21 protein-coding genes and 2 riboswitches are annotated in these 22,076 nt (G+C 28.0%); of the genes, 9 read left to right on the forward strand and 12 right to left on the reverse strand.

Annotated features, from left to right (window positions below):
• Window positions 1-21 precede the first annotated feature (21 nt).
• From NON08_RS09385 to NON08_RS09405, 5 genes are read left to right on the forward strand one after another with little or no spacing between them, the layout of a single operon-like run.
• Window positions 22-1,053, forward strand: coding sequence for an amidase family protein (locus NON08_RS09385; protein ID WP_256691278.1), 1,032 nt, complete (start codon window positions 22-24; stop codon window positions 1,051-1,053).
• Window positions 1,046-1,927, forward strand: a complete 882-nt coding sequence (locus tag NON08_RS09390) for a phosphotriesterase (RefSeq protein WP_256691280.1) — start codon at window positions 1,046-1,048, stop codon at window positions 1,925-1,927. The genes NON08_RS09385 and NON08_RS09390 overlap by 8 nt, the downstream gene beginning before the upstream one ends.
• On the forward strand, window positions 1,928-3,031 hold the full coding sequence (locus NON08_RS09395; RefSeq protein ID WP_256691281.1) for an aminotransferase class V-fold PLP-dependent enzyme: 1,104 nt from the start codon (window positions 1,928-1,930) through the stop codon (window positions 3,029-3,031).
• A 1-nt stretch (window position 3,032) separates the two neighbouring features.
• The gene (locus NON08_RS09400; RefSeq protein ID WP_256691282.1) at window positions 3,033-4,187 is read left to right on the forward strand and encodes a YhfX family PLP-dependent enzyme; all 1,155 of its coding nucleotides are present in this window, start codon (window positions 3,033-3,035) and stop codon (window positions 4,185-4,187) included.
• 3 nt (window positions 4,188-4,190) lie between these two features.
• Window positions 4,191-5,390: a phosphopentomutase gene (locus tag NON08_RS09405; protein ID WP_256691284.1), complete on the forward strand. Its 1,200-nt coding sequence runs from the start codon at window positions 4,191-4,193 to the stop codon at window positions 5,388-5,390.
• A 6-nt stretch (window positions 5,391-5,396) separates the two neighbouring features.
• Here the strand turns inward: NON08_RS09405 and NON08_RS09410 are convergent, their stop codons facing one another.
• Window positions 5,397-6,542, reverse strand: a complete 1,146-nt coding sequence (locus NON08_RS09410; RefSeq protein ID WP_256691285.1) for an aminotransferase class I/II-fold pyridoxal phosphate-dependent enzyme — start codon at window positions 6,540-6,542, stop codon at window positions 5,397-5,399.
• A 13-nt stretch (window positions 6,543-6,555) separates the two neighbouring features.
• Window positions 6,556-7,599 carry an iron-containing alcohol dehydrogenase family protein gene (locus NON08_RS09415; RefSeq protein ID WP_256691286.1) on the reverse strand — a complete coding sequence of 348 codons (1,044 nt, stop codon included), beginning with the start codon at window positions 7,597-7,599 and terminating at the stop codon, window positions 6,556-6,558.
• 382 nt (window positions 7,600-7,981) lie between these two features.
• Between NON08_RS09415 and NON08_RS09420 the strand changes: the two genes are divergently transcribed.
• Window positions 7,982-8,752: a MetQ/NlpA family ABC transporter substrate-binding protein gene (locus NON08_RS09420; protein ID WP_256691287.1), complete on the forward strand. Its 771-nt coding sequence runs from the start codon at window positions 7,982-7,984 to the stop codon at window positions 8,750-8,752.
• Window positions 8,753-8,770: 18 nt separating this feature from the next.
• Window positions 8,771-9,514 carry a transporter substrate-binding domain-containing protein gene (locus NON08_RS09425; protein WP_256691289.1) on the forward strand — a complete coding sequence of 248 codons (744 nt, stop codon included), beginning with the start codon at window positions 8,771-8,773 and terminating at the stop codon, window positions 9,512-9,514.
• A gap of 47 nt (window positions 9,515-9,561) precedes the next feature.
• Here NON08_RS09425 and NON08_RS09430 read toward each other — a convergent pair whose 3' ends face one another.
• The 10 genes from NON08_RS09430 to NON08_RS09475 form a co-directional block, all read right to left on the reverse strand.
• A complete protein-coding gene (locus NON08_RS09430; RefSeq protein ID WP_256691290.1) occupies window positions 9,562-9,882 on the reverse strand; it encodes a hypothetical protein in 321 nt (106 codons plus the stop codon).
• Window positions 9,883-9,950: 68 nt separating this feature from the next.
• A riboswitch (cyclic di-GMP riboswitch) is annotated at window positions 9,951-10,026 on the reverse strand.
• A gap of 78 nt (window positions 10,027-10,104) precedes the next feature.
• Entirely contained in the window at window positions 10,105-10,536 is a 432-nt protein-coding gene (locus NON08_RS09435) for a hypothetical protein (protein WP_256691291.1), read from the reverse strand.
• An 18-nt stretch (window positions 10,537-10,554) separates the two neighbouring features.
• Window positions 10,555-11,262: an EAL domain-containing protein gene (locus NON08_RS09440; RefSeq protein ID WP_256691292.1), complete on the reverse strand. Its 708-nt coding sequence runs from the start codon at window positions 11,260-11,262 to the stop codon at window positions 10,555-10,557.
• Between the two features lie 26 nt (window positions 11,263-11,288).
• The gene (locus tag NON08_RS09445; RefSeq protein WP_256691293.1) at window positions 11,289-14,426 is read right to left on the reverse strand and encodes a hypothetical protein; all 3,138 of its coding nucleotides are present in this window, start codon (window positions 14,424-14,426) and stop codon (window positions 11,289-11,291) included.
• On the reverse strand, window positions 14,416-14,862 hold the full coding sequence (locus NON08_RS09450) for a hypothetical protein (protein WP_256691294.1): 447 nt from the start codon (window positions 14,860-14,862) through the stop codon (window positions 14,416-14,418). Before NON08_RS09450 ends, NON08_RS09445 begins: the two co-directional genes overlap by 11 nt.
• A 2-nt stretch (window positions 14,863-14,864) precedes the next feature.
• Entirely contained in the window at window positions 14,865-15,416 is a 552-nt protein-coding gene (locus NON08_RS09455; RefSeq protein WP_256691295.1) for a hypothetical protein, read from the reverse strand.
• A gap of 15 nt (window positions 15,417-15,431) precedes the next feature.
• Window positions 15,432-18,038, reverse strand: coding sequence for a hypothetical protein (locus NON08_RS09460; protein WP_256691296.1), 2,607 nt, complete (start codon window positions 18,036-18,038; stop codon window positions 15,432-15,434).
• Window positions 18,039-18,060: 22 nt separating this feature from the next.
• Window positions 18,061-18,783, reverse strand: coding sequence for a hypothetical protein (locus NON08_RS09465; protein WP_256691297.1), 723 nt, complete (start codon window positions 18,781-18,783; stop codon window positions 18,061-18,063).
• A 59-nt stretch (window positions 18,784-18,842) separates the two neighbouring features.
• Window positions 18,843-19,490 (reverse strand): hypothetical protein, encoded by a 648-nt coding sequence (locus NON08_RS09470; RefSeq protein ID WP_256691298.1) that lies wholly within the window; start codon window positions 19,488-19,490, stop codon window positions 18,843-18,845.
• 20 nt (window positions 19,491-19,510) lie between these two features.
• Window positions 19,511-20,221: a hypothetical protein gene (locus NON08_RS09475; RefSeq protein WP_256691299.1), complete on the reverse strand. Its 711-nt coding sequence runs from the start codon at window positions 20,219-20,221 to the stop codon at window positions 19,511-19,513.
• 66 nt (window positions 20,222-20,287) lie between these two features.
• Window positions 20,288-20,363, reverse strand: a riboswitch (cyclic di-GMP riboswitch).
• A 261-nt stretch (window positions 20,364-20,624) separates the two neighbouring features.
• On the opposite strand from NON08_RS09475, the gene NON08_RS09480 reads away from it, so the two are divergent.
• Together NON08_RS09480 and NON08_RS09485 are read left to right on the forward strand one after the other, a co-directional pair.
• The gene (locus tag NON08_RS09480; RefSeq protein ID WP_256691301.1) at window positions 20,625-21,296 is read left to right on the forward strand and encodes a GntR family transcriptional regulator; all 672 of its coding nucleotides are present in this window, start codon (window positions 20,625-20,627) and stop codon (window positions 21,294-21,296) included.
• A 73-nt stretch (window positions 21,297-21,369) separates the two neighbouring features.
• Window positions 21,370-21,999 (forward strand): GntR family transcriptional regulator, encoded by a 630-nt coding sequence (locus tag NON08_RS09485; RefSeq protein ID WP_256691302.1) that lies wholly within the window; start codon window positions 21,370-21,372, stop codon window positions 21,997-21,999.
• Window positions 22,000-22,076 lie beyond the last annotated feature (77 nt).

Below are 22,076 nucleotides of genomic sequence, written 5' to 3' on the forward strand. Positions count from 1 at the left end.
TAAATTATAGTGAGGTGAAAGATGAATTTAAAAGTTCTTTCTGGAGTACAAAGAGTAAAGGAGTTTTTAGGAAAGAGTGTAAAAAAACAAAATCCAAATATAGTTTTAGATCTATTTAGAGAAAAATCTAATTATAAAACTTTTGGAATAAAAGATACCAGTGAAATAAGTGATGAGTTTATAGAAAGTCTTTTGGAAAAAGGATACTCTTGGAATACAATTGACACTTCTACAGATAGAGGACGAGCAGTTGATTTAAATCTTTTAAATCCTGTTACAGGAAAGCTTATGATTGGATCATCTAGCGGAACAGCGATAAATGTTTTATATGGTCTAAACACTATTGGAGTTGGAACTGATGGAGGAGGATCTGTTCTAGGTCCTGCTATAGGATTAAATTTATATTCAGCTTTACTTTCTGGAATTGGAATAAAAGGAAGAACTAGTAAAAAATCTACAGACTCTATAGACTTTATTCCTGGAGTTGGAGTTATAACTCAAGATTTTTCTGAATTGGAAAAAGTTTGTGAGATATTTTTAACAGAGATTCAGGAGAGTATAAAAGAGTTTTGTATATTGGATTTAAATTATGAAAATTGTGAAAAATTAAAGAAAAATTTTAATATTGATCTTTTAGAAAATAGAAAAAAATATTTTGAAAGAGAGGAGATGTTAGAGTTTTTAAAAGAGATTTTTGAAAAATATAAAATGTTTATATATCTTGAAAAAAATATAGAGGTTCTAGGTTTAGGAGACTCTGTCTTTGGAGTTATGGGAGAAAAAGCTAATGAAATCCAGAGAGATTCAAATAAGGGATTTTTAAAAGTTTTAAATATGTTAAACTGCTCTGCTATAACTATTCCAACTGAGGATATTGGAACAGCCATAGTTGTAGTTGTACCAGAAGGAAAAAGATATTTAAAATCATTATTAGAAATAGCTAAAATTCTTAGTGAAGATAAAAGACCAAAACTTTATAGAGAGTATTTTCTAAATTATCCATTAAAAAATATAGATAATAGAGATTTTAAAATTTGGAGGGGAAATGATTAAAGATATAACATATATGCATGAACATGTAACAATTGATCTCTCTAAGGAGAAAAATAATATAGATTGTAAGTTAGATACCTTTGATGCTACAAAAGAGGAGTTTTTAAAATTAAAAGAGCTTGGAGTGACAAGAGTTGTAGATGTGAGTAATGTTGGAATTGGTAGAGATGTAGAATATGTTATGAGAATGGAAGAGGCAACAGGATTAGATATATATATGTCTACAGGATATTATAAAGAACCTTTTTTACCAAAAGAGGTTGAAGAGTTAACAGTTGAAAAGTTGGCTCAAAAGATGATAACTGATATCACAGTAGGGATAGATGGAAGAAATAAATGTGCAAAATTTATAGGAGAAATTGGAACAGGATTTGAAATTATAACTGAACTTGAAAAAAAGGTTTTTCACGCAGCGGCAATTGCTCAAAAAGCAACAGGAGTTTTTATAACAACTCATACAAGTTTAGGAAAATTAGGACATGAACAACTAGATTTTTTAGAGAGTTTAGGAGTAGATTTAAGCAAAGTTATCTTAGGTCATACAGCTTTAAAAAATGATTTACCTTATATAAAATCTCTTCTTGAAAGAGGTGTGTATATAGAGTTTGATACTATTGGTAAAAACAGTTATCTTCCTGATGAAACAAGAGTTGAATTTATAAAAACACTTTGTGAAGAGGGATGGAGTGATAGATTAATAATGTCTGTTGATTTAACTAGAAGATCTCATCTGAAAATAAATGGTGGGATCGGTTATGCATACTTAATTGAAAAGTTTGTGCCTATGTTAATAGAGGCAGGAGTAAAAGAGAGCGATTTAAAAAAGATGTTAGTGGAAAATCCAAAAAAAATATTAGGAATTGGGGAGAAATAAATGAAGACATATCCATTGGAATCTATAGGAATAGAGATAGCAAAAGAAAAACAATTTAAAATGATAGATATAATAACAAAGTATTTTCAAGGACATGAGGTTTTAACAAGAGGGGATCTTGGAGTTGTAAAAGGTTTAAATAAACCACTTACTACAGATAAAGCTGAAAAAGTAATAGCAGAGTTTTTTGGTGCAGAAAAAGCAGTTTTAGTTAGAGGTTCTGGAACTGCTGCTATAAAATGGGGACTTTATAGTATCTTAGGTGAAAAAAGTGAGAGAAGAGTATTAGTTCATAAAGCACCAGTTTATCCTACAACAGATGTGACTTTTAAAATGATGGGAATAGAGAAGGTAGAGGCTGACTTTAATAACTTAAAGGATTTAAAAGAGGTATTAAAAAATAACAACTTTGACGCAGCTTTAGTACAGTATACTCGTCAAAAAATTGATGATTCATACGATATTGAAGAGGTTATTAAAGAGATAAAAAAGTATGATATACCAGTTGTTACAGATGATAACTATGCTGTTATGAAAGTTAATAAAATAGGAAGTGAACTAGGAGCTGATTTATCAGCATTTTCAACATTTAAACTTTTAGGTCCTGAAGGAGTTGGATGTGTAGTTGGAAAAAGAGAGTATATTGAAAAAATTGTAAAAAGTAATTACTCTGGTGGTGGACAAGTACAGGGGCACGAGGCTCTTGATGTTTTAAGAGGATTAGTTTATGCACCAGTTTCTTTAGCTATCCAAGGAGAAGTAAATGATAAACTACATACTATATTTAATAGTGGAGAAATAGAGTTTATTAAAGGAGCTTATCTTGTAAATGCCCAATCAAAAGTAATTGTTGTAGAATTAAAAGAGAATATAGCAGAGGATATGTTAGTTTATGCTGAGAAGTTAGGAGCTTTACCAAATCCTGTAGGAGCTGAATCAAAGTATGAGTTTTCTCCACTTTTTTATAGAGTATCAGGAACTTTTAGAGCTGCAGATGCAACTTTAGAAAAGAGAATGATTAGAATAAATCCAAATAGAGCTGGGGTAGAAACAATAGTTAGAATATTAAAAGAGAGCTATAAAATGGCAAAAGAGGTGAAGTAGTATGTTTTTAGATATTGTACAGGAAAAAAATCCTCAATTAATAAAAGCAGCAATAAAACTTCATCAAAGAGGAGAGATATTACCAGATACATATATTTTAGATGTAGATGCTATTTTAGAAAATGGAAAGGCTCTTTGTAAAAAAGCTGAAGAGAATGGTATTAAACTTTATGCAATGACAAAACAATTTGGAAGAGTACCATATTTAGCAAAAAAATTAGTGGAGATAGGATTTGCTGGAATTGTAACTGTTGATTTTAAAGAGGCTTTAGTTATGATGGACAACGGTGTGAAACTGGGAAACGTAGGTCATCTAGTTCAAATTCCAACAGCTCTTGTAGATAAAGTAATAAGACACAATCCTGAAATTATAACTGTTTACTCTTTAGAAAAAATAAAAGAGATTGATGAAGCTGCAAAAAGATATGGAAAAGTCCAAGATATAATGCTAAGAGTTTTAGAAAGAGATAGTAAAATTTATTCAGGTCAAAGTGGTGGCTTTTATTTAGATGAGATAGAGGCAGTTGCTAAAGAGGTTTTAAAATTAGAAAATGTAAAACTAAATGGACTTACATCTTTTCCATGCTTTTTATATAATTGTGACAAAAATATAATAGAGGGAACTAAAAATATTGAAACTATAAAAAAGGCTGAAAAAATATTAAAAGAGATGGGAATATTTGTAAAACAATTAAATATGCCTTCAGCTACATCTTTAGAAAATATGGAAAGTATAAAAAAATATGGTGGAACACATGGTGAACCTGGACATGCTTTAACAGGAACAACACCTTTTAATAGCAAAAATTTACATGGAGAGATTCCAGCAATTTTATATGTTTCTGAAATATCTCATAATTTAGATTATAAATCTTACTGCTATGGAGGTGGACATTATAGAAGATCTGGAATGAGCAGCGTTTTAGTTGGTAAAGATATTAAAGATATGAAAAGGTGTTCAGTAGAAGCTCCAACAATGGAGAGTATAGATTATTATTTTGAAATATCAGGAAATAATCCAGTTGGACAAACAGTTGTAGGAGCTTTTAGAACTCAGATATTTGTTACAAGAAGTAATGTGGCACTAGTTGAAGGGATTAAAAATGAAGAACCTCAAATTATAGGTATTTATGACAGTTTAGGAAGAGAGATATAAATTATGAAAAGATTTGTAGTGTTAGTTTTAGATAGCTTTGGTATTGGAGAGATGGATGATGTAAAAGATGTTCGTCCCCAAGATATTGGAGCTAATACATATAGAAGTGTTTTAAGAGATAATCCAAATTTAAAAATACCTAATTTAGAAAGATTAGGTATAGCTAATGCAGCTAAAATGGAGATTGGGAATGTAAAGTTTTCAAAAGATGCTGTATACGGAAGAGCAAACCTTATGCACTTTTGGTGTGATACTTTCTATGGACATCATGAACTTATGGGAACTTATCCTAAAAAACCTAAAACAGAACCTTTTTCTGAAGCTATAGATGAGGTGGAAAAAGTTTTGAAAAATCACGGATACTCTGTGGAGAGATTTGGTTCTCCAAGAGAAGTTTTAATAGTGAATAATTGTGCTACTATAGGTGATAATTTAGAGGCAGATTTAGGACAAGTTTACAATATAACTGGAGCTTTAGATTTTATAAGTTATGAAAATCTATTAGAGATAGGAAAAATTGTAAGAGGAGTTGTAAAAGTTCCAAGAGTTATAACTTTTGGTGGAAAAAATGTGACAATTGAAGATTTGAAAAATGCGTATGAGTGTAGAGATGGACTTTTTGGAGGAATAAACGCTCCTAAATCTGGAGTTTATAGAAACGGTTATCAAGTTCAACACATGGGATATGGAATAGATAGTGAAGTACAGTTACCTAAAATTTTAGAAGGAGTTGCAAAAACTGTATTTATAGGTAAAGTTGCAGATATAGTTGAAAATCCAAAAGGGAAATCTATATTTTGTGTAGATAGTGCAAAGGTTATGGAGTTATTGATAGAAGAGATAAAATCTAATGAAAATGCTTTTATATGTGCTAATATACAGGAAACAGATTTAGCTGGACACCAAGAGGATCCTTTTAAATATGGAGAGAAACTTGAAGTTGTAGATAGAAACTTAAAAAAGGTTATAGATCTATTAGATGAAGATGATATATTAATAATTACTGCAGATCATGGAAATGATCCAGATATTGGTCATTCTAATCATACAAGAGAAAAAGTTCCAATTTTAATTTATAAAAAAGGTTTAAATGGAATAGATATAGGAGAGAGAGGTTCTCTTTCAGATATTGGTCAAAGTGTAGCTGAATATTTTGAAAGACATTTACCTGACAATGGAGAATCATTTTTAAAAAAGTTGTAGAGAGATCTACAACTTTTTTTCAATTCTATCAAAAGCTTCTTTTAAAACTTCAAGAGAGTTAGAGCAAGCTATTCTAATTGCCTTATCATCTCCAAAAGGTTTACCAGGAATAACTTTAACTTTGAGCGTTTCAAAAAGATAGTCTGAGTACTCAATAGAATTTAGATTAGTTTCACTAATATCTATAAAAATATATATTCCTCCTTGAGGAGCAAAGGCTTTTAAACCATGGATTTTATTGATTCGATTTAAGCAATATTCAACTCTTTCTCTGTAAAGAGGAACAATACTATTTTTAATATGATTTCTATTTTTTAATGCTGCAAGAGCTGCTCTTTGAGATATAGCTGAAGCACTGTAGACAATAACTTCGTTAATTTTTCGAATAGTATCAACAATAGCTTTTGGAGCAACATTATAACCAACTCTCCAACCAGTCATAGCAAAATTTTTAGAAAAGCTACAAACAGAGATTGTTCGATCTTTCATTCCATCTAAAGTGTAAATTGGTATAAAACTATCAGAGTAATCGTAGAAATCATAGATATCATCAGCATAAACAATTAGATCATATTTTTTAGCCAGTTGGCTAACAATTTCTAAACTTTCTAAAGAGTAGCAAACTCCTGTGGGATTAGAAGGAGTATTAATAATAATCCCCTTAGTTTTATTTGTTATAGCTTTTTCTAAATCATTTTTAATAATTTGATAATTATTTTCAATAGTTGTATGAACAATAACTGGAGTTCCTTTGGCCTCTTTTATTTGATCTACATAAACTGGAAAAAAAGGAGCTATGACAATAACCTCATCCTCTGGATTTAAAGTAGCTTGAAGTGCCAAATACATTCCATGACAAGCTCCTGATAACACAATAACTTCATCTAAGTCAATACGATAATTTTCAAATTCAGTTTTATGATATTTTATAATCTCTTTTCGAAGTTCTAAATCTCCCAATGGATCAGTATAATGAGTGTGACCATTTAAAGCATCTTGAAAAGCGGAATTAATAATCAGTTCATCAGTGTGTATATCTAAATCCCCAATCCCTAAATTTATAATACTATTTTTTTCTGATTCATCAATTGACTTAAAAGTTGTTTCCTCTTTATTTTGAAATCTCTTAGCTAAAAATTTTGATCCGTTCATTTTACTTCCCTCCCTATAAATCTCCTTCTAAAATAGTTGTAAATTTTTCTTTAGTAAAATTAAGTGGCATTTCACTTCCTGCAACAGAGTTTAAAATTTTATCAATAATCTCATCTTTTTTTTCTAGATATTCATCTTTAATTACAATCTCTTTAAGACTAGTTGGAAGATTGATTTTTTCATAGAATTTTAAAAGTTTATTAAGCTCCTCGGAATTATTTTCGAGCCTTAATTGAACTAAGATCCCAAAAGCTACAACTTCCCCGTGTAGATGTTCCTCTTCAACACGTTTAATTTTTGTTAAAGCATCAAAAATAGCATGGGCAAGAGCTCCATTGTATTTAAAATCAATAAGATTTGAAACAATACCTGTTGTAACAAGAATTACTCCAACAACCTCTTTGAAATTGTCATCGACTATAGGTGTTGTCAAAGCAAGGTCTCCGTAATTTAACATACTTTCTTTACAAAGATGACTCAGTTTTTCTCCCATAGTAGTATTAAAGTTTAATCTTTTTCCACGAGCTTTAAGATTCATTTCGTAATATTTAGCCAATGTATCTCCAATTCCAGCCCATAAATATTTTTTAGGAGCTAAAATTAGCGTGTTTAAATCTATAAATGTTTTATGAGGAGGTCTTTTTAAAAAGTATAACTCTTGAAACACATGATTTTCCTCATACATTACTGAGATATAAGAAACAGCAGCACAAGTAGAAGCAATAGTTGGAATTGTAAAAAGTGGGATATTTAATTTATCCATCATAACTTTTGAAGCATCTATGGATTTTCCACCTCCAATACCAAGTATTAGATCATAGGTATTATTTTTTAAATTATCTAAAGTTGAGTTAATAATATTATGACAACATTCATTACCATAGTGAACTAAGTGGAAATTTTTATGCTCTAAAATTTTAAAAAATTCAGTTTTTATTGATAAAAGAGATTTCTCTCCATGAATAACTAAGATTTTATTATATTTTTCAATCTCTTTATTTAAAGTGCCCCAAATGTTGTTGTCCATATAAACTTCTGTTAAAATAGATTTTTCCATAAAAATTCCTCCCAGTTAAAATAGATTTAGATAAAATAAAAAAGCTTTTGGTTTCCCAAAAGCTTTAAATAAGAGATTCTTTAATAAAGTTAGTTGGGATATAAGCCTATATTTTTTTAATGCAAACAGGCTTATATCTATATTTCTAGATACAAACCTTAGTTTTAAAATAATACATAAACCAAAACATAGCCCTAACTTTTCTTAAAGACATTTTAAATAACCTCCAAATTTTTTTTATTTGCATCAATATAACATAAAAAAAGATCGTTGTAAACATTTTTTTGAAAAAATTTTTTCAAAAAAAATAAAATAAAAAAAGATTGACAAATTTGTGAAAAATTATTATCATTTTTAAAACATTTATAGCTGGGGGTATTTTATGAAAAGAACATTATTGCTATTAACAATTGTTTCAAATTTGGCTTTTGGAAAAGATGTGTTTAAAATTGGAGCGACTCCAATACCTGCTGGAGAAATTTTAAGTGAAATAAAAGAGGAGTTAGCAAAAGAGGGGTTGAATATAGAAATTGTTGAATTTACAGATTATATAATGCCAAATTTAGCTTTGGCAGATGGATCTTTAGATGCGAATTTTTTTCAACATAAACCATATTTAGCTAATTTTATGAAAGAGAAAAATTTAGATTTAGTTCCTTTAGAAGATATATACGTTCCACCATTAGGAGGATATTCTAAAAAATATAAAAGTTTAGAGGAGTTAAAAGTGGGTGATAAAATAGCTATCCCAAATGATCCAACAAATGCTGGAAGAGCTCTAATCTTACTTCACAATAATGGAGTTATAAAACTATCTAATCCAAAGGATCTTATGGCCACAGAGTTTGATATAGTTGAAAATCCTAAAAAACTAAAGGTTGTTTCTCTTCAAGCTGCACAACTACCAAGAGCTTTAGATGACGTAGACTTAGCAGTTATAAATTGCAATTACGCTTTAGATGCAGGCTTATCTCCTCAAGAAGATTCTTTGATTGTTGAGGGAAAAGAAAGTGCCTATGGAAATGTTGTATCTGTGAGAAAAGGAGACGAAAATAGTAAAGAGATTGCAACTTTAATGAAAGTTCTAAGGAGTGACAAAGTTAGGAATTTTATATTAGAGAAGTATAAAGGAGGAATTATTCCTCTATTCTAAACTATTTTGGAGGTCTTTATGAAAAAAATGTTAAAAGGAATTTTTATAGGGTTAATAGTATTAATTGTTTTTAGTTGCGGTAAAAAAGAACAAAATAACAAAGAGGTAAATGAAAAAGTTTTTGTAATAGGAACTAATGCAGAATATCCACCTTTTGAATACTTAGAAAATGGAAAAATAGTAGGATTAGATCCAGACATAATAGAAGCGATATTTCAAAAGCTTGGATATAAATATAAATGGGTAAATATGGAGTTTGGAGGATTAATATCAGCTCTTCAAACAGGAAAAATAGATGTAGTTATAGCTGGTATGAGTATCACTCCAGAGAGAGCTAAAATGGTTCAGTTTACATCGCCTTATTTAACTTCAAAGGTAGCTTTTATAACAAACAAAAAGAATCCTATAAAAGGTATGGACGATTTAGAAAATAAAAAATATGGAGCAGAGTTAGGAACAACAAAGGAGAATACAGCAAAAAAAATTCATGGATCCACAGTTGTGCCTTTTCAAAATAATACATCGGCTTTACTAGCTTTAAAAAATAATCAAATTGATGGAATTGTTTTAGATGAAAGCGTAGCAGATGAATATGTGAAAAATAATCCTGATTTGATATTAGTGGGAATTTTAGAGGGAGAACCTAAAGCTATTGCATTGAGTAAAAATGAGAAAGAATATGAAAAAATAAATGAAGTACTAATACAATTAGTAAATGATGGTACTATTGAAAAGTTGAAAGAAAAATATAAGGTAAAATAAAAAAGAAAAAAATCCATTCAATAACGAATGGATTTTTTTCTATATTATTAGTTGTACATTACTCTTACAGTAACTTTTCCTTTGAAATTATTTTCTATTGAACTTAAAGCTAATTTTCCATCTATATCTTTTTTATTATATAAATTGATATTATCATTGTGAAGTTCTTTAATATAAACTCTAACTGCTTCCTCTTTAGAATTTTCTAACTTAAAGCTAAGTTCATTAGTGTTAGCTATTTTTTTTATAGCTATTTTTGTAGGAGTTATTAAATTTAATTTTGTATAGATATCAACATTCATATCTTTTGAACTAAAAGTCAAAATAAAATTTAGTATAAAAAAGATAAAGAAACACAAACTCTTCATTTTAATCCCCCTTAAAATTTATTAATAAAATTAATAATAAATTAAAATAAAGTAGTTATACTTCTTTATACTGCAACTGGCTACCATTTTAAAGGCCCTATAGCTTTGCGTCACACAGTTTCCTATGTTTTGCCTTTATTTTAATTTTTACAAATTAATCTACAATAAAATTTTACTATATTGACCTTTTATTTGTCAATAGTAAGGGAATTATTACTTAATTTAGTTTTGACCAGTTATACCTATTCCAATTTCGTTAAATATAATAATATCTTTGTTTAAAATAGATTTAGAGTCATTGGGAAGTTCTTTAAAAATTATATAACTTTTATAGCTTTCATTTTTTTTTAATATATTTCCCTTATTTTTAAACACTAGTTTTATTATTTTTTCCTCTTGTGGTTTTAACATTATAAACTTTGGAAAACATTCAAGCATTAATTCTAAACTATTATTTTGAAATTCTATAGGAGTTTCAAAATATGGAAGGAGTTTAACGGTCTTATTACCATTATTCATTAAGTGAATATTTGTAACAGAGTTATGAGTTAAATTTAGCTCTATTTTCGTAGGGTTTATAGATAAATTAAAGTCAGTTGATAACAAAATCGTAGAAAAAAATAGATAAATTAATAAAAGTTTTATATAAAACACTCTCCTTTTGTTGTTTTATTAAAAAAGCAACTCATTTTCTAAAATAGGTTCCCCAATATAATATCCTTGAATAAAGTCTACTCCAATCTCCTTAATAAAATCAAATTGCTCCTTTGTTTCAATTCCTTCAGTTGTTATTTCATGTTTCATGGTTTTTAAGAGAGCTACAATTCCTCTATAAGTTTCTTTTCCTAAAGGACAATCGATATTGTTTAATAAACTTCGATCTATTTTAACCTTATTAATTTTAGTTTTTAAAAGAGTTTCTAAGCTAGAATTCTCTATAGGGAAATCATCTATTGCAACTTTTATTCCTAATTTATGTAGTTGATTTACTCTGATGATAAGTTTTTCATAATCTAGATTCCCTCGTTCTGTCAATTCAATCTCTAAATTGGATAAATCACATTTTAATAAGTTTATTTTTTCTATAAACTCATCCATCAATATAGTTAAAGGTGATATATTGATTGCAATTTTTTTACCTTTTTTTAAATATTTTTCTATTTTTTTTAAGATTAGAAAATCTAATTGATGTATAATGTCTAATTTTTCCAAAAAATTTATAACTTTAATTGTTGAAATAAGATCATTTTCCTTATTATAAAATCTTGATAATACTTCAAAACTTTTAACCTCTCCCTCTAAAGAATAGATTGGTTGAAAAGCAACTTTTAAAATATCTTCTAAGTTAAATTTTAGAAGATTCTCCAATTGTTTATTCATAAAATCCCCCAATTTTAATATATTTTTTAATAACTATTTAAATAAACATTTAAATGAATTTGTTCTTTATGTTCACCCTCTAAAATGCTATTTTGAGTTTCGATAAGTTGTCCCTCTAAGATAAAATAGCTGTTTTCACCACTATTCTCTATTATTTCATCGCTTATAGAGAAATTTCCAGCTTTGATTATAGAATTACCATTTTTTAAATCCACTTGTGGTTTTGCTAGTTCTAATTTTAATGTATTTCCAGATAAATTTTTTATAGTTATTTTAGAAGTTGCAGTTTTTGAATTATCACCTTTTAAAACAGTTCCAAAATCTAAATCTTCTGCTGATATTAATTCAAAATTTGAACCAGGAGTTTTTAAGTTTACAGTGTACTCTCGTCTTGTTAATCCAGATTTTTCTGTGTGTATAATTTTAAGTATATGAGAACTTCCAACCCATTTTATAAGAGAAAGAGAGACTAGTCCATTATTTTTATAGATAAAATCAATATCTAGTTTAGAGTTTTGAATACTTCCTGTAGTATCACCTAAAGGATTCATATCCATAGAGATCAGTTTACTACTCTCATAAAATATCTCTAATTTTCCATCATTTAATTCTAGACCATTAATAAATTGTCCAGAGTTTAAATTAACTTCTACACTAGTATTAGTAGTGTTTCCAGCAAAATCAAAATCAACTTTTTCACCTTTGTTATAACTATTTTTAAAGTCTATCACAATATTATTGTTTTTTACAATATCTTTAACTACTGTTAGAGTTGGATAAGAGACCTTAACAATTGGAGAATCCTTTAGAAATTTGTAATTATTATCAGACCATTCTCCTTGAACAAATGCTATTTTTTCATTAGTGTTAAGTTGAACTCTTTCAGAGTTTATCCCCCTAATATACGTTAAAAAATCTTTTTTGTCCTCATTTTTAATTTTTATAGATAAGTTTCCACTGACTTCCTCTCTACCACTATTGGAATAAACCCAAATACCTAAATTAGAATTATCATTACTTTTTTGGATTCCCCCTTGAATAGAAGATGTTCCCTCTAACAATCCACCTGTTGAATTTTTAAAATATGGATAAGTTTTAAGAGTATCATTGTAGTTAGCAACATAAGTATCTCTGTTAATTAAAGTGGAATTCCCTGCAAATAAATAGCCTTTTGGAGCATAATCTTTTTCACCTAGAGCAATCATGGGAATTTGTATATCATTTGGTGACATCTTTACTTGCTGGAAATGAACAAATCCAGCTTCTCTATCTAAGTCACTTGTTTCTATTAAATCTTTTTCTCCAATCTCTAAATTGTTAAGCTTGTGGTCAGAGGTAAAATTGCCTGTAGTATTACTATTTCCAGTTTTTTTCTTAAATTTAATTTTTGGATACAGTATCTCTCGAATTTTTCCTAAATTCCTATTAGGAATATAAATATGCGTGTTGCCGTTATTTGCTGAACTTGGAATTAAAGAGATTTTATAACTATCCCCATATGGGATTTCTACAATATCTTCGTTTTTTGTGTAAGCATAATCTCGTATTGATTTTAAAAAGTTACTAGGAATAGCAATTTTTATTTCAGCGGTAATACTAGCTTCAGCTGATTTTTTTTCATATGTTGCCAAAGTAACAGATCTTTTATCATTATCAATTTGGTTTTCATTCCCTAGGCTTTTCCTAAATAAAAAGCCTTTTTTATTTATTTCTGTTAAATATGGATAAATAGATTTATTTGTACCAATATTTATAAAAATATTTTGGATTTCATTAAAGTTAGCATTTATTGTGGTATTTTTATCTTTATTTATAAATCCTTCATACCTCCAATGCTCTTCGTTACCTAAACCAATTGTAGGAGTTAAATCTATTCCGTGATTTCCAAAGAGACGGTTAACAGAAACTCTGCCTAAAGATGCAATATAAAAATTTTTAGAAAAATTTTCTATTTCTTTTTCATCTATTATATGATCTTTTAAAGCATTAACATTATAACTAAAATAATCTTCGTATTTATCTTTTATTTTGCCAATGTAAACTTTAGGGTATGTGAGATTAATTGTTTCATCATCTATATTTTCAGTGGGAATATCATAATATCCATCTCCCTTTGAACTTCCTACGGCTAAAGTTATTTGCTCATCAGTATCAAGAGGTTTATAAGGTATTTTTATTAATTCGTTTTCTCCTGCTGGAATTTGGCTTGCATAACTTTTCATCTGTTCAATAGTTGAAGCATCTATTTTAAAGTTTAATTCCACCTCTATGAATTCATTTTCATGTGTTTCATAAGCACCTATAGCTATTTTATCTAAAAGATTTTCTTCAATATTGTGATAATAGATTTTTTTGCTTACTCCCATATTTGTTGAAGGGCTTGAGCTTTTATATCTTAATTGTGGTATCATTTTTCCTTGAATAGATGATGAATTAAATGATATTGCTATAACTTTTTGAGAATTCTGAACAGGTTGATTTCCAGGATGTTTTTCTTTTTCCCAAATATCATCTTCCCCCAAAGTGATAACTGGAAATAACTCAGACTCTTTATTGGCAATTTGTTTAAATTTTATAGTTATAGGCTCTGATATATAATCTCCTAAATGGTTAGGATCAATTATTATATCCTTATAATTAATAAGGTCATATGAAAAATCCTTTAATGAACCGATGCTATGAACTTGAGGTTTTTTGAATTCAGCTTTATAAATTTTTTCAACTGCTCTTGTTTTATTATTAAATATTCCTAAATAAAGTGTTTCAGGTTTTAAATCATAGGATACTTCCAAAATTTTTTCTCTGTCTTTTTCTACTAGGTTATAGCTTATATTTTTTAATTTTGTTTTTTCAATATTTTTCTTCATATAAGTTGCAGTATTGTCTAAATTTTCTAAAATAAAAATATCATAACTAGTACTATCTATTATAAGTTTCATTTTTTCTGCTGCTTTTTTTAAATCTTTAAAATCAAAGATTATTTTCTTCTCACCCTCATATATTACCCCAGTTATTTTCTCTGTTTTTATTTTTAGAACTTCAATATCTAAATTAGCTTTTTCTCTTTTAGGAAGAGCCTCTAGTGTTGTAACTTCATTTTTCGAAAAACTAGTAAAAAAAATACAGATGAAAAGAACTAAATTAATTAAAACTCTATTTATCATTTAGATTTCCCCTTTTCTTGTATTGAGAGACAATAATAGGAATATACCCAACATACTCACCTTCAATATCAATAACTTCACCTTTATTAATATCTTTACGATCTAAGACAGCGTAAAAAGCGAATTGCTCTCTCTCTTTAGCTATGATTATCTCTTTTTTAGATGATTCCATTCCTAGCTTTTCCACTTTTAACCATTTTCTACGATTGGTCATAAGGTTATATTCTGGAAATTCAAACATTATTTTTTTCCCAAAATCCTCTTTTTTATTATCTGTAAAAACTTCTATAATCCCTTTTCCTAAAACTTTCCCTTTTTCTAAATGTGTAGTATTAATACTTTTAAATCTCATAGGCTCAGCTATTTTAACTTTTATTTCACTAAAGGTTAAAACTTGAATACTAAATAGAAGCACAATTAAAATTAATTTTTTCATATTTATTTCCCATCCTTAACTTCCACAGTTATATAAACTCTTTTTTTATGTAATCCCTCTTTTGTAATATTTGAACCATCAATACTTAATACGTTGTCATCAACAATTTTTTTATTAATATATTTAGGCGAGTATATTTTAGTATCGATATTGCCATCATTATCTAAATCTAACTCTTTTTGAGAATATTTAAGCATGTAGTGATCTTTTTTTTCAGGTTCTTTATTCATCTCGATTTCAAATGGAATATCAAGTTTTTGATCATCAATAATCATAGCCTTTATTTCAATATCTGATATGATCTCTAAAGGTACTATGACTTTAACTTTACTTTCCATCATAACTGTAGAGATTTTTTCTAAAATCCAAACATCTTCATTTTCATCAACTTTTTCTACTGGAGAAGCAGGAATCAGTGGAATCATAGGTGTGGCTATACTTGGATTAGCAACTGGAGTTCCCATTGTTTCATCAGAAGGGAGCGTCATTATTCCCTCTGATGAAAAAACTATTAGTTGCGTTAACATATAAAAAAGTATTAATAAAACCTTCATAATATTACCCCTATCTTAATTTTTTAAAAGTACTATTCCCTTTTCAGTAAACTCTAAAACAATTTCGTTTCCTTTTTCTTCTGTATATTTTAAATCTATTTTTTCTACTAAAGGCGGTATATTTAATTCTTCTCCAAGATAATCTACTTCAATACTGTAGCTTTCAGTAAATAATCCACTTACATAAAAAATTCCATTTTCATCAGGAATGGTATTTTCTAAAACTTTTCCCTCTTTATCTTTTATTTTTATAAGTGTGTTATCATAAATATCTGTTATGTCTTTTTCACTTAAATTTAATTTTTTATCAACTATAAATGATCCTGATAGAGTCATCATAGCTTTTAGTGGAATAAATGCTTCGATAGTTCCTGTATTTGTTCCACGAACTGCAATTTTATTGTTTCCTAAAGAGTATGAAGGTTTTCTAATTTTAGGATTTAAATCATATAGAATTCCATTTGGAACTCCAAAGAAATAGGCTTGGCCATTTTCAGCTGTTACCTCTTTTTGAGAGCCAATTTTAATCTCTACATTATCAACTAATTTTTCTCCAGAATCATATATGTTGTTACTATTTTCATCTACAAAAGCTATAACTTTAACTCTACTTGAATTCATACTTTCAATATTTCTAGTTACATTTTTCAAATCAACAACTTTATCAACTCCAAGTTTGTAGTTTTGTGCACCGTTTTTTCCAGCAAACATTCCTGCACTTAACCAGTTGTCATAGTTTAAATCAAATCTAAAAGTAAATCTTGATTCATCTCTATTTGAATAACTGAACTCTATAGAAAAATCTAAGGTGTCCCAAAGATTTTTATTCATAAGTGTTAAGACACTTTCAAAATCTTTTCCATTCTCGCTCCACCTGTTGTTTAGTCTAGTATTAACGTAGTGTAATCCTGTGTAATAAAGATTGATAGAATACTCATCTCCATTGTTATTTCCAGTACTATATTCCCCAGTAACAAGAAGATCTCTCATTAAATTTTTATAAACTGAAACACCAACATCATAGTTTCTTTCAGTTTTGTCATTATAGTAATCATTTATATAGTAATTTGTATCTATAGAGTAACCATTTCCAGGGTTATATTCTATTGTGTATGATCTTGCTGTTTCAAGATCATAGTATAAACCAAAGTTTTGATGTTCTGTTCTTACTTTAAAATCATATATTTGTATTTGAGCTTCTAAGTATTCCTTAGTTCTTTTTTCTTTTCCTCTTTCTCCTCCTAAAACTAAAGTATATGGCATTCTAAAAACATAGTTAGAGTAAACAGCTTCAGCATTAAAAAGATCTATATATTGAGTTCTATCATTAGAAGTATCAATACTTCTTATATATCCAGTTCCTAAAGTTAGATTTTCTGTAAGACCATAGTATATATTTCCTTCGCTAGCATATTTTTTAGAGTTATGATCCTCTCTTATTTTGAAATCATACTCAATCTCTCCTCTATTTTGCTGTCTAAAATCAACAGCAGTATTGATATCTATTGTATATATTTTTCCATTTGGTTCATGTACTCTTAAAGTATATTCTCTATCATTTTTTATTTCTGAGTTTTGAAACTCTACAATACCATTTTCAGCATATTGAACTGCAATGGGAAATCCAAGATACAGCAGTTCAACTCTACTACCAATAGGAACATTCTCTCTAATGACAATATCTTTTCCCACGTAGAAATATCCCTTTTCTTTTTTTAAACTAAGGCCTAGTTCACGTTCCACTGCTCCATAACTTCCAAATTCAAGTGAGTGATTTTTATAAATTTCAGGGTAGTAAAGGTAAGTATCTCCTAGTGTTTTTTCTTTTATATCATAAGATGTTGTAAATTCGCCAAAGAGAAGATTACCTTGATATTCTAAATCTCCAGTCCATCCTGTTTGGAAATTCTCTCCCTTATTCTTTGATAACTCTCCTTGAACATTGAATCTCATATATCCAATATCAAAGAATCTATTTTTATTTGTATAGACAATATCATTTTTATTCTCTTTTGTAAGTTCGTTATCTAATCTATTTTCTAAAGAGGTATCAATTTCAAAAGGAGTGCTAAATGTCAAGTAAGTTTTAATAAGTAATTTTTTAGGATCTATCTCTAAAGATTCTGTGAAAATCTCTTTAAATAATCCAATCTCTATATAGATCTCGTTTCCATCTTTAAATACTTCTGATTCTTTAAATTGTATTTTTCTATTGGGATTGCTTAAAGTTGCAGTGTGTTGTGTCCAATTTATATCTATATTATCAAGGTCTTTTCCAACTTTCATGGAAATCTTATTTTTTTCAAAGTCATAGTTTTTAAATCTAATTATCTCTAAAAATTCTATTAATGGAATATAATCATAACCATCTTTTTTTAAAAGTTTTAAATGAGTTCCTCGAACTCTTCCGTTAACTATTACAGAATAAATCATCTCATCATTTATAAGAGTAGCACCTTGTAATTCAGCTTTTAAAATTTCATATTCCTCTTCTGAGATGAGATCTTGAGCTTTAAAAGCATCTAAATCCTCTAGGGAGTAGTCTGTTGAATATGAAGTTGTAAATAGAATCAATCCGACACTAAGAAGATTCTTTAAAAATCTACTATCTGTTTTTTTCATTCTCCATCCCCCTAAATAGATTTTAGATTTTGATTTTCATGATTGTAACTTCGTTTTCTTTTATTAATAAAGTATTGTAATTTTTAATATTTTTAAAAATAATATCATCCTTAATCTCTTGATTAAACTCTTTTAAATCTAGTTCTTCATTTATTAAAAATCTTTTATTCCCCAGTAAAAAACTATTTTTATTTTTTGAATCACTTAAATAAAATGAAAATGTTCCACGTCTATTTCCAGTGTTTTTTATTTTTCCAAAAAACTCTAGTTTTTTATTTTCTTTTTTTATAACTAAGTTTTTCAAAGTTAAATTGGTTTTTAGATCTCCTACATACCCTACAATTTCCATTTTAAGATTTGTTAAAATTTTAAGAGTAGAACTCTTATTTTTTATCTCTTTTTCAGTTACAACGGGCATCTCTTTAATACCTAAAACTGTTGTGTATTCTCCTGATTCACTTCCCTTAGGTGCTTTTATAAAAACTTTTAAAACACCCTCTTGCCCGGGTTTTAGGTTAAGGGTTTTCGGGTAATACTCCACCCAGCTAGTCATATCTTTTCCTTTTTTACTTTTTTCCACAGAGAAAATATATTTAATTGAAGTATTAGTGCCGTTATATAGGTAATACTCTTCAATTTCCCCAGAACCACCTATATTTTTATCAAAGTTTACAGGATGAATATTAACATATGAGTATACCTTAGAGAATAGAAGCATAAGTATAATAAAGATATTTTTTTTCATAGTTGTTCTCCTTAAAAAAGCCTCTAAACTTCTTAGAGGCTTTTAAATTTTTAGTTATCTTATTTTGAAGTGGCCTTATCAACAACTAGAGCTGGGTTTTTACTAAATTTAACGCTTAATGTTGATGTATTTGAATAACTGCCTTCATCTAAATTAGCTTGTTGAAATTCAGTAGCCTCTATTTTTGAGTTTAAATCAACTTGTATATGCTTTATATTTTTATTTGTTGAAAATATATTAGTGTGAGTATTTTTATTACCAGCTAAAGATAAGGTAAGACCTTTTGAAGTAGCAGAAGCAGCATTAAAAACTCTTCCAGTTAGTGTATGCGCCATACGGACATTATTATCTGAATGAGTTAAATTATTGTGAGGACTTGTAAGAGATATTTTTAGCATAGTATTGTCAGGGAAATTGTTATCATTTGCTCTTTTTATATAAACAGACCTACTTACTTTAGAAGGAGATGTACTTCCCTTCATAATTGTTCCATGATCTAATTCAATTGATTTTATTGCTGTTACTCCCTCTGGTCTTTCTGTTATGATAAGTCCTGAATCAACTATAAATGCCTTTGTTGTAATATCAATTTGATTCTCACCACTAGCTCTAGGGGTTCCAGTTGATTGTGATGGTCCAATTGGCGTTGATGGTACGGCCATAAGTGTTGCTGATAATGCTAATAATCCTAATAAAACCTTTTTCATTTTTTTCCTCCTTATATTATCTATATTTTTAGTTTGTTGATAGTTCTATAGTTTATATCTTCGTATATCTCTATTTCGTAAGGATGATTTTTTTTCATTCCATCTAACTCTAAAGTTATCTTTTTACTTTCTCCTGCATATATACGCCCTAAAGTATTTCTAACTAAAGTATTGTTTTTACCCTTAACTTGTATCCCAAACTCTACCCCTCTTTTATCAGATGGATTTTTTATAGCAATATCTAATTTTGTCTTTCCATTTTCTTCATAAACTTTATAGTTATCTATTTTTATGAACGGTTCTAAATTTCCAACATATCCAATCATCTCTATAGATGCATTTATTCTAATTCCTACATTGGACTTTATTCCTGTTCCATCCTTTTTTATACTTGGAACTGATATGAGTGAACTATCTAAGTGAAAACCATATTCACCATCTTTTGATTCTTTTGGTGCTTTAGCAAAAACTTTTAAAAGCCCAGTTTCTCCTGGTTTAACTGTTAAAACTTTTGGATAAAATTCAACCCATTGGCTCATATCTCCTCTTATGTCACTTCCAGGAGATACAGCAAACTTATATCTTAAAGTTTCTAAGCCGTTATTAGGAAAATAAAACTCTTGATACCCTTCACCGTTATCTATTCTTTTTTCAAATCCATCTGGCATTATGTGAAAACTGTAAGAAATGATATTTAAAATTATAAAAAAAAGTGTAATTAATTTTTTCATGTTGCCCCCCGTTATAAAGTTAAAAATTTATAAAAAAAAGTTGCACCTATTGTATAGCGATACAACTTGTGCAACTGGCTGCCATTTAACAGGCCCTATAGTTTTGCGTCCTCAAATTTCTTTGAGTTTGCCATATTTTATTTTATGATTGGCTATAATTATAGAGCATTTTAAAAAAAAATTCTATTAGAAATTTTTGTATATTTATTTTAATTTTTTTCTAGTATAAAAAAACGAACTATATACATACAAGTTTGGTATTAGTGAAAAATGTTTCAAGTATAATCTATAAGTTTGTTTTTTAGATGTTTTTGAAATATTATATAAAATTTTGCAAATTTATAAAGGGTGAGGTATATAAAATTACTGAAGGATTTAATTAGGAGATGGCTAAGGGGGAAAAATGCAGATAAAAAGAAAAAAATCAATTCGTGAACAAGTTTATGAATATTTAAAAGAGGAGATTGTAAACGGAAAAATAGAGGAAGAAAGTAGAATTGTAGAAGAGGAATATGCATTGAAATTAAATGTAAGTAGAACTCCTTTGAGAGAAGCTATTAGAATGCTTGAGTTAGAGGGGCTTATAGAAGGAAGAGAAAAAGGAGGAGTAATAGTTCCTAAAACAACAAAAAAAGATGTAGAAGAGGTAATAAAAATAAGAATGGCTTTAGAAACTGTTATTTTTCAAGAAATATTTGAAAAGGTTACTGAACATGATATAAAAAAATTAGAAAAAAATATAGATAAAACAAAGTTAATAATAGAAAATGAGAAAGAATCTTCAAATGTATTTAAATATTTTTCTGAATTTAATAGAATTCTCTATCATATTGCAGATTCACCAAGAGTTGTAAATTTAATTAATAATTTAAATCTATACTTAAAAAAATTTAGAAAAATATCTATTGAAAACAGTAATCGGAGATTAAATGCTCACAAAGATCATGTTAATATGGTAGAATTTATAAAAAAAGATAGAAAAAAAGAGATAATAGATTTAAATAAAAAACATCTATTAGAGGCAAAAGAGTTTTTAATACAGCAGTTAGAAATACGTGAAAATAAAAGTTACTAAAATATTTTTTCTTGCTAAAACATCTAAAAGAAAGTATTATATTGTATATAATATATTTAGGAGATTATAATTCATGAGAAAAAGTAGTAGTGATAATATCTATGAAACAATAAAAAATGATTTGTTAGTTGGGAATATAGATTTTGGAGATAAGATTGTTGAAATTGATTATGCTAATAAGCTAAATGTAAGTAGGACTCCTTTGAGAGAAGCTATAAAAAAACTTGAAATTGAGGGGATCATAGAAAGATTACCTAATGGAAGATTAAGAGTTATGGAGATTACTCCACAAAAAATTGATGAAATATTTGAAATTAGAATTTGCTTAGAGGGGATTTTATTTGATTCAATTATTAAAAATAAAAATGAAATTGAAAGAATATATCAAAATCTTGTTCTAACAAAATATTTAATAGATACGGAAAATTGGAGTGAAGTAAGAAGACTATTTTTAGAATATAACTCTCTTGTTTATTCGGCGTCCTCTTTAGAATATGCAGTGAAAATTTTAAGACACTATGATTTTATTATTTCAGCTCTAAAGAGAAAATCTTTAAAAAATGAGAATAGAATTTTAAAAGCTTATAATGAGCATTTAGAAATTATAAATTTATTGAAAGAGGATGAGTTAGAAAAAGCAAAAGAAGCCAATAGAATACACCTATTAAATGCAAAAGAGGGAGTGAAAAATGCTATCAAGTAAAATTGATAGCATTTTTTTTATAAAAAAAATTGACAAATGAAAAAAAAAATAATAAATTATAATTGTATACAATTATT

This window comes from Cetobacterium sp. NK01 (genome assembly GCF_024506395.1).
In the GTDB taxonomy this organism is placed as follows: Bacteria; Fusobacteriota; Fusobacteriia; order Fusobacteriales; family Fusobacteriaceae; genus Cetobacterium_A; species Cetobacterium_A somerae_A.

Coding starts and splice junctions, on each gene's coding strand:
- NON08_RS09450 (WP_256691294.1), bottom strand. CDS start 14,862: ATGAAAAAATTAATTTTAATTGTGCTTCTATTTAGTATTCAAGTTTTA.
- NON08_RS09480 (WP_256691301.1), top strand. CDS start 20,625: ATGCAGATAAAAAGAAAAAAATCAATTCGTGAACAAGTTTATGAATAT.
- NON08_RS09390 (WP_256691280.1), top strand. CDS start 1,046: ATGATTAAAGATATAACATATATGCATGAACATGTAACAATTGATCTC.
- NON08_RS09475 (WP_256691299.1), bottom strand. CDS start 20,221: ATGAAAAAATTAATTACACTTTTTTTTATAATTTTAAATATCATTTCT.
- NON08_RS09425 (WP_256691289.1), top strand. CDS start 8,771: ATGAAAAAAATGTTAAAAGGAATTTTTATAGGGTTAATAGTATTAATT.
- NON08_RS09430 (WP_256691290.1), bottom strand. CDS start 9,882: ATGAAGAGTTTGTGTTTCTTTATCTTTTTTATACTAAATTTTATTTTG.
- NON08_RS09415 (WP_256691286.1), bottom strand. CDS start 7,599: ATGGAAAAATCTATTTTAACAGAAGTTTATATGGACAACAACATTTGG.
- NON08_RS09410 (WP_256691285.1), bottom strand. CDS start 6,542: ATGAACGGATCAAAATTTTTAGCTAAGAGATTTCAAAATAAAGAGGAA.
- NON08_RS09455 (WP_256691295.1), bottom strand. CDS start 15,416: ATGAAGGTTTTATTAATACTTTTTTATATGTTAACGCAACTAATAGTT.
- NON08_RS09405 (WP_256691284.1), top strand. CDS start 4,191: ATGAAAAGATTTGTAGTGTTAGTTTTAGATAGCTTTGGTATTGGAGAG.
- NON08_RS09470 (WP_256691298.1), bottom strand. CDS start 19,490: ATGAAAAAGGTTTTATTAGGATTATTAGCATTATCAGCAACACTTATG.
- NON08_RS09465 (WP_256691297.1), bottom strand. CDS start 18,783: ATGAAAAAAAATATCTTTATTATACTTATGCTTCTATTCTCTAAGGTA.
- NON08_RS09400 (WP_256691282.1), top strand. CDS start 3,033: ATGTTTTTAGATATTGTACAGGAAAAAAATCCTCAATTAATAAAAGCA.
- NON08_RS09445 (WP_256691293.1), bottom strand. CDS start 14,426: ATGATAAATAGAGTTTTAATTAATTTAGTTCTTTTCATCTGTATTTTT.
- NON08_RS09440 (WP_256691292.1), bottom strand. CDS start 11,262: ATGAATAAACAATTGGAGAATCTTCTAAAATTTAACTTAGAAGATATT.
- NON08_RS09420 (WP_256691287.1), top strand. CDS start 7,982: ATGAAAAGAACATTATTGCTATTAACAATTGTTTCAAATTTGGCTTTT.
- NON08_RS09385 (WP_256691278.1), top strand. CDS start 22: ATGAATTTAAAAGTTCTTTCTGGAGTACAAAGAGTAAAGGAGTTTTTA.
- NON08_RS09485 (WP_256691302.1), top strand. CDS start 21,370: ATGAGAAAAAGTAGTAGTGATAATATCTATGAAACAATAAAAAATGAT.
- NON08_RS09460 (WP_256691296.1), bottom strand. CDS start 18,038: ATGAAAAAAACAGATAGTAGATTTTTAAAGAATCTTCTTAGTGTCGGA.
- NON08_RS09395 (WP_256691281.1), top strand. CDS start 1,928: ATGAAGACATATCCATTGGAATCTATAGGAATAGAGATAGCAAAAGAA.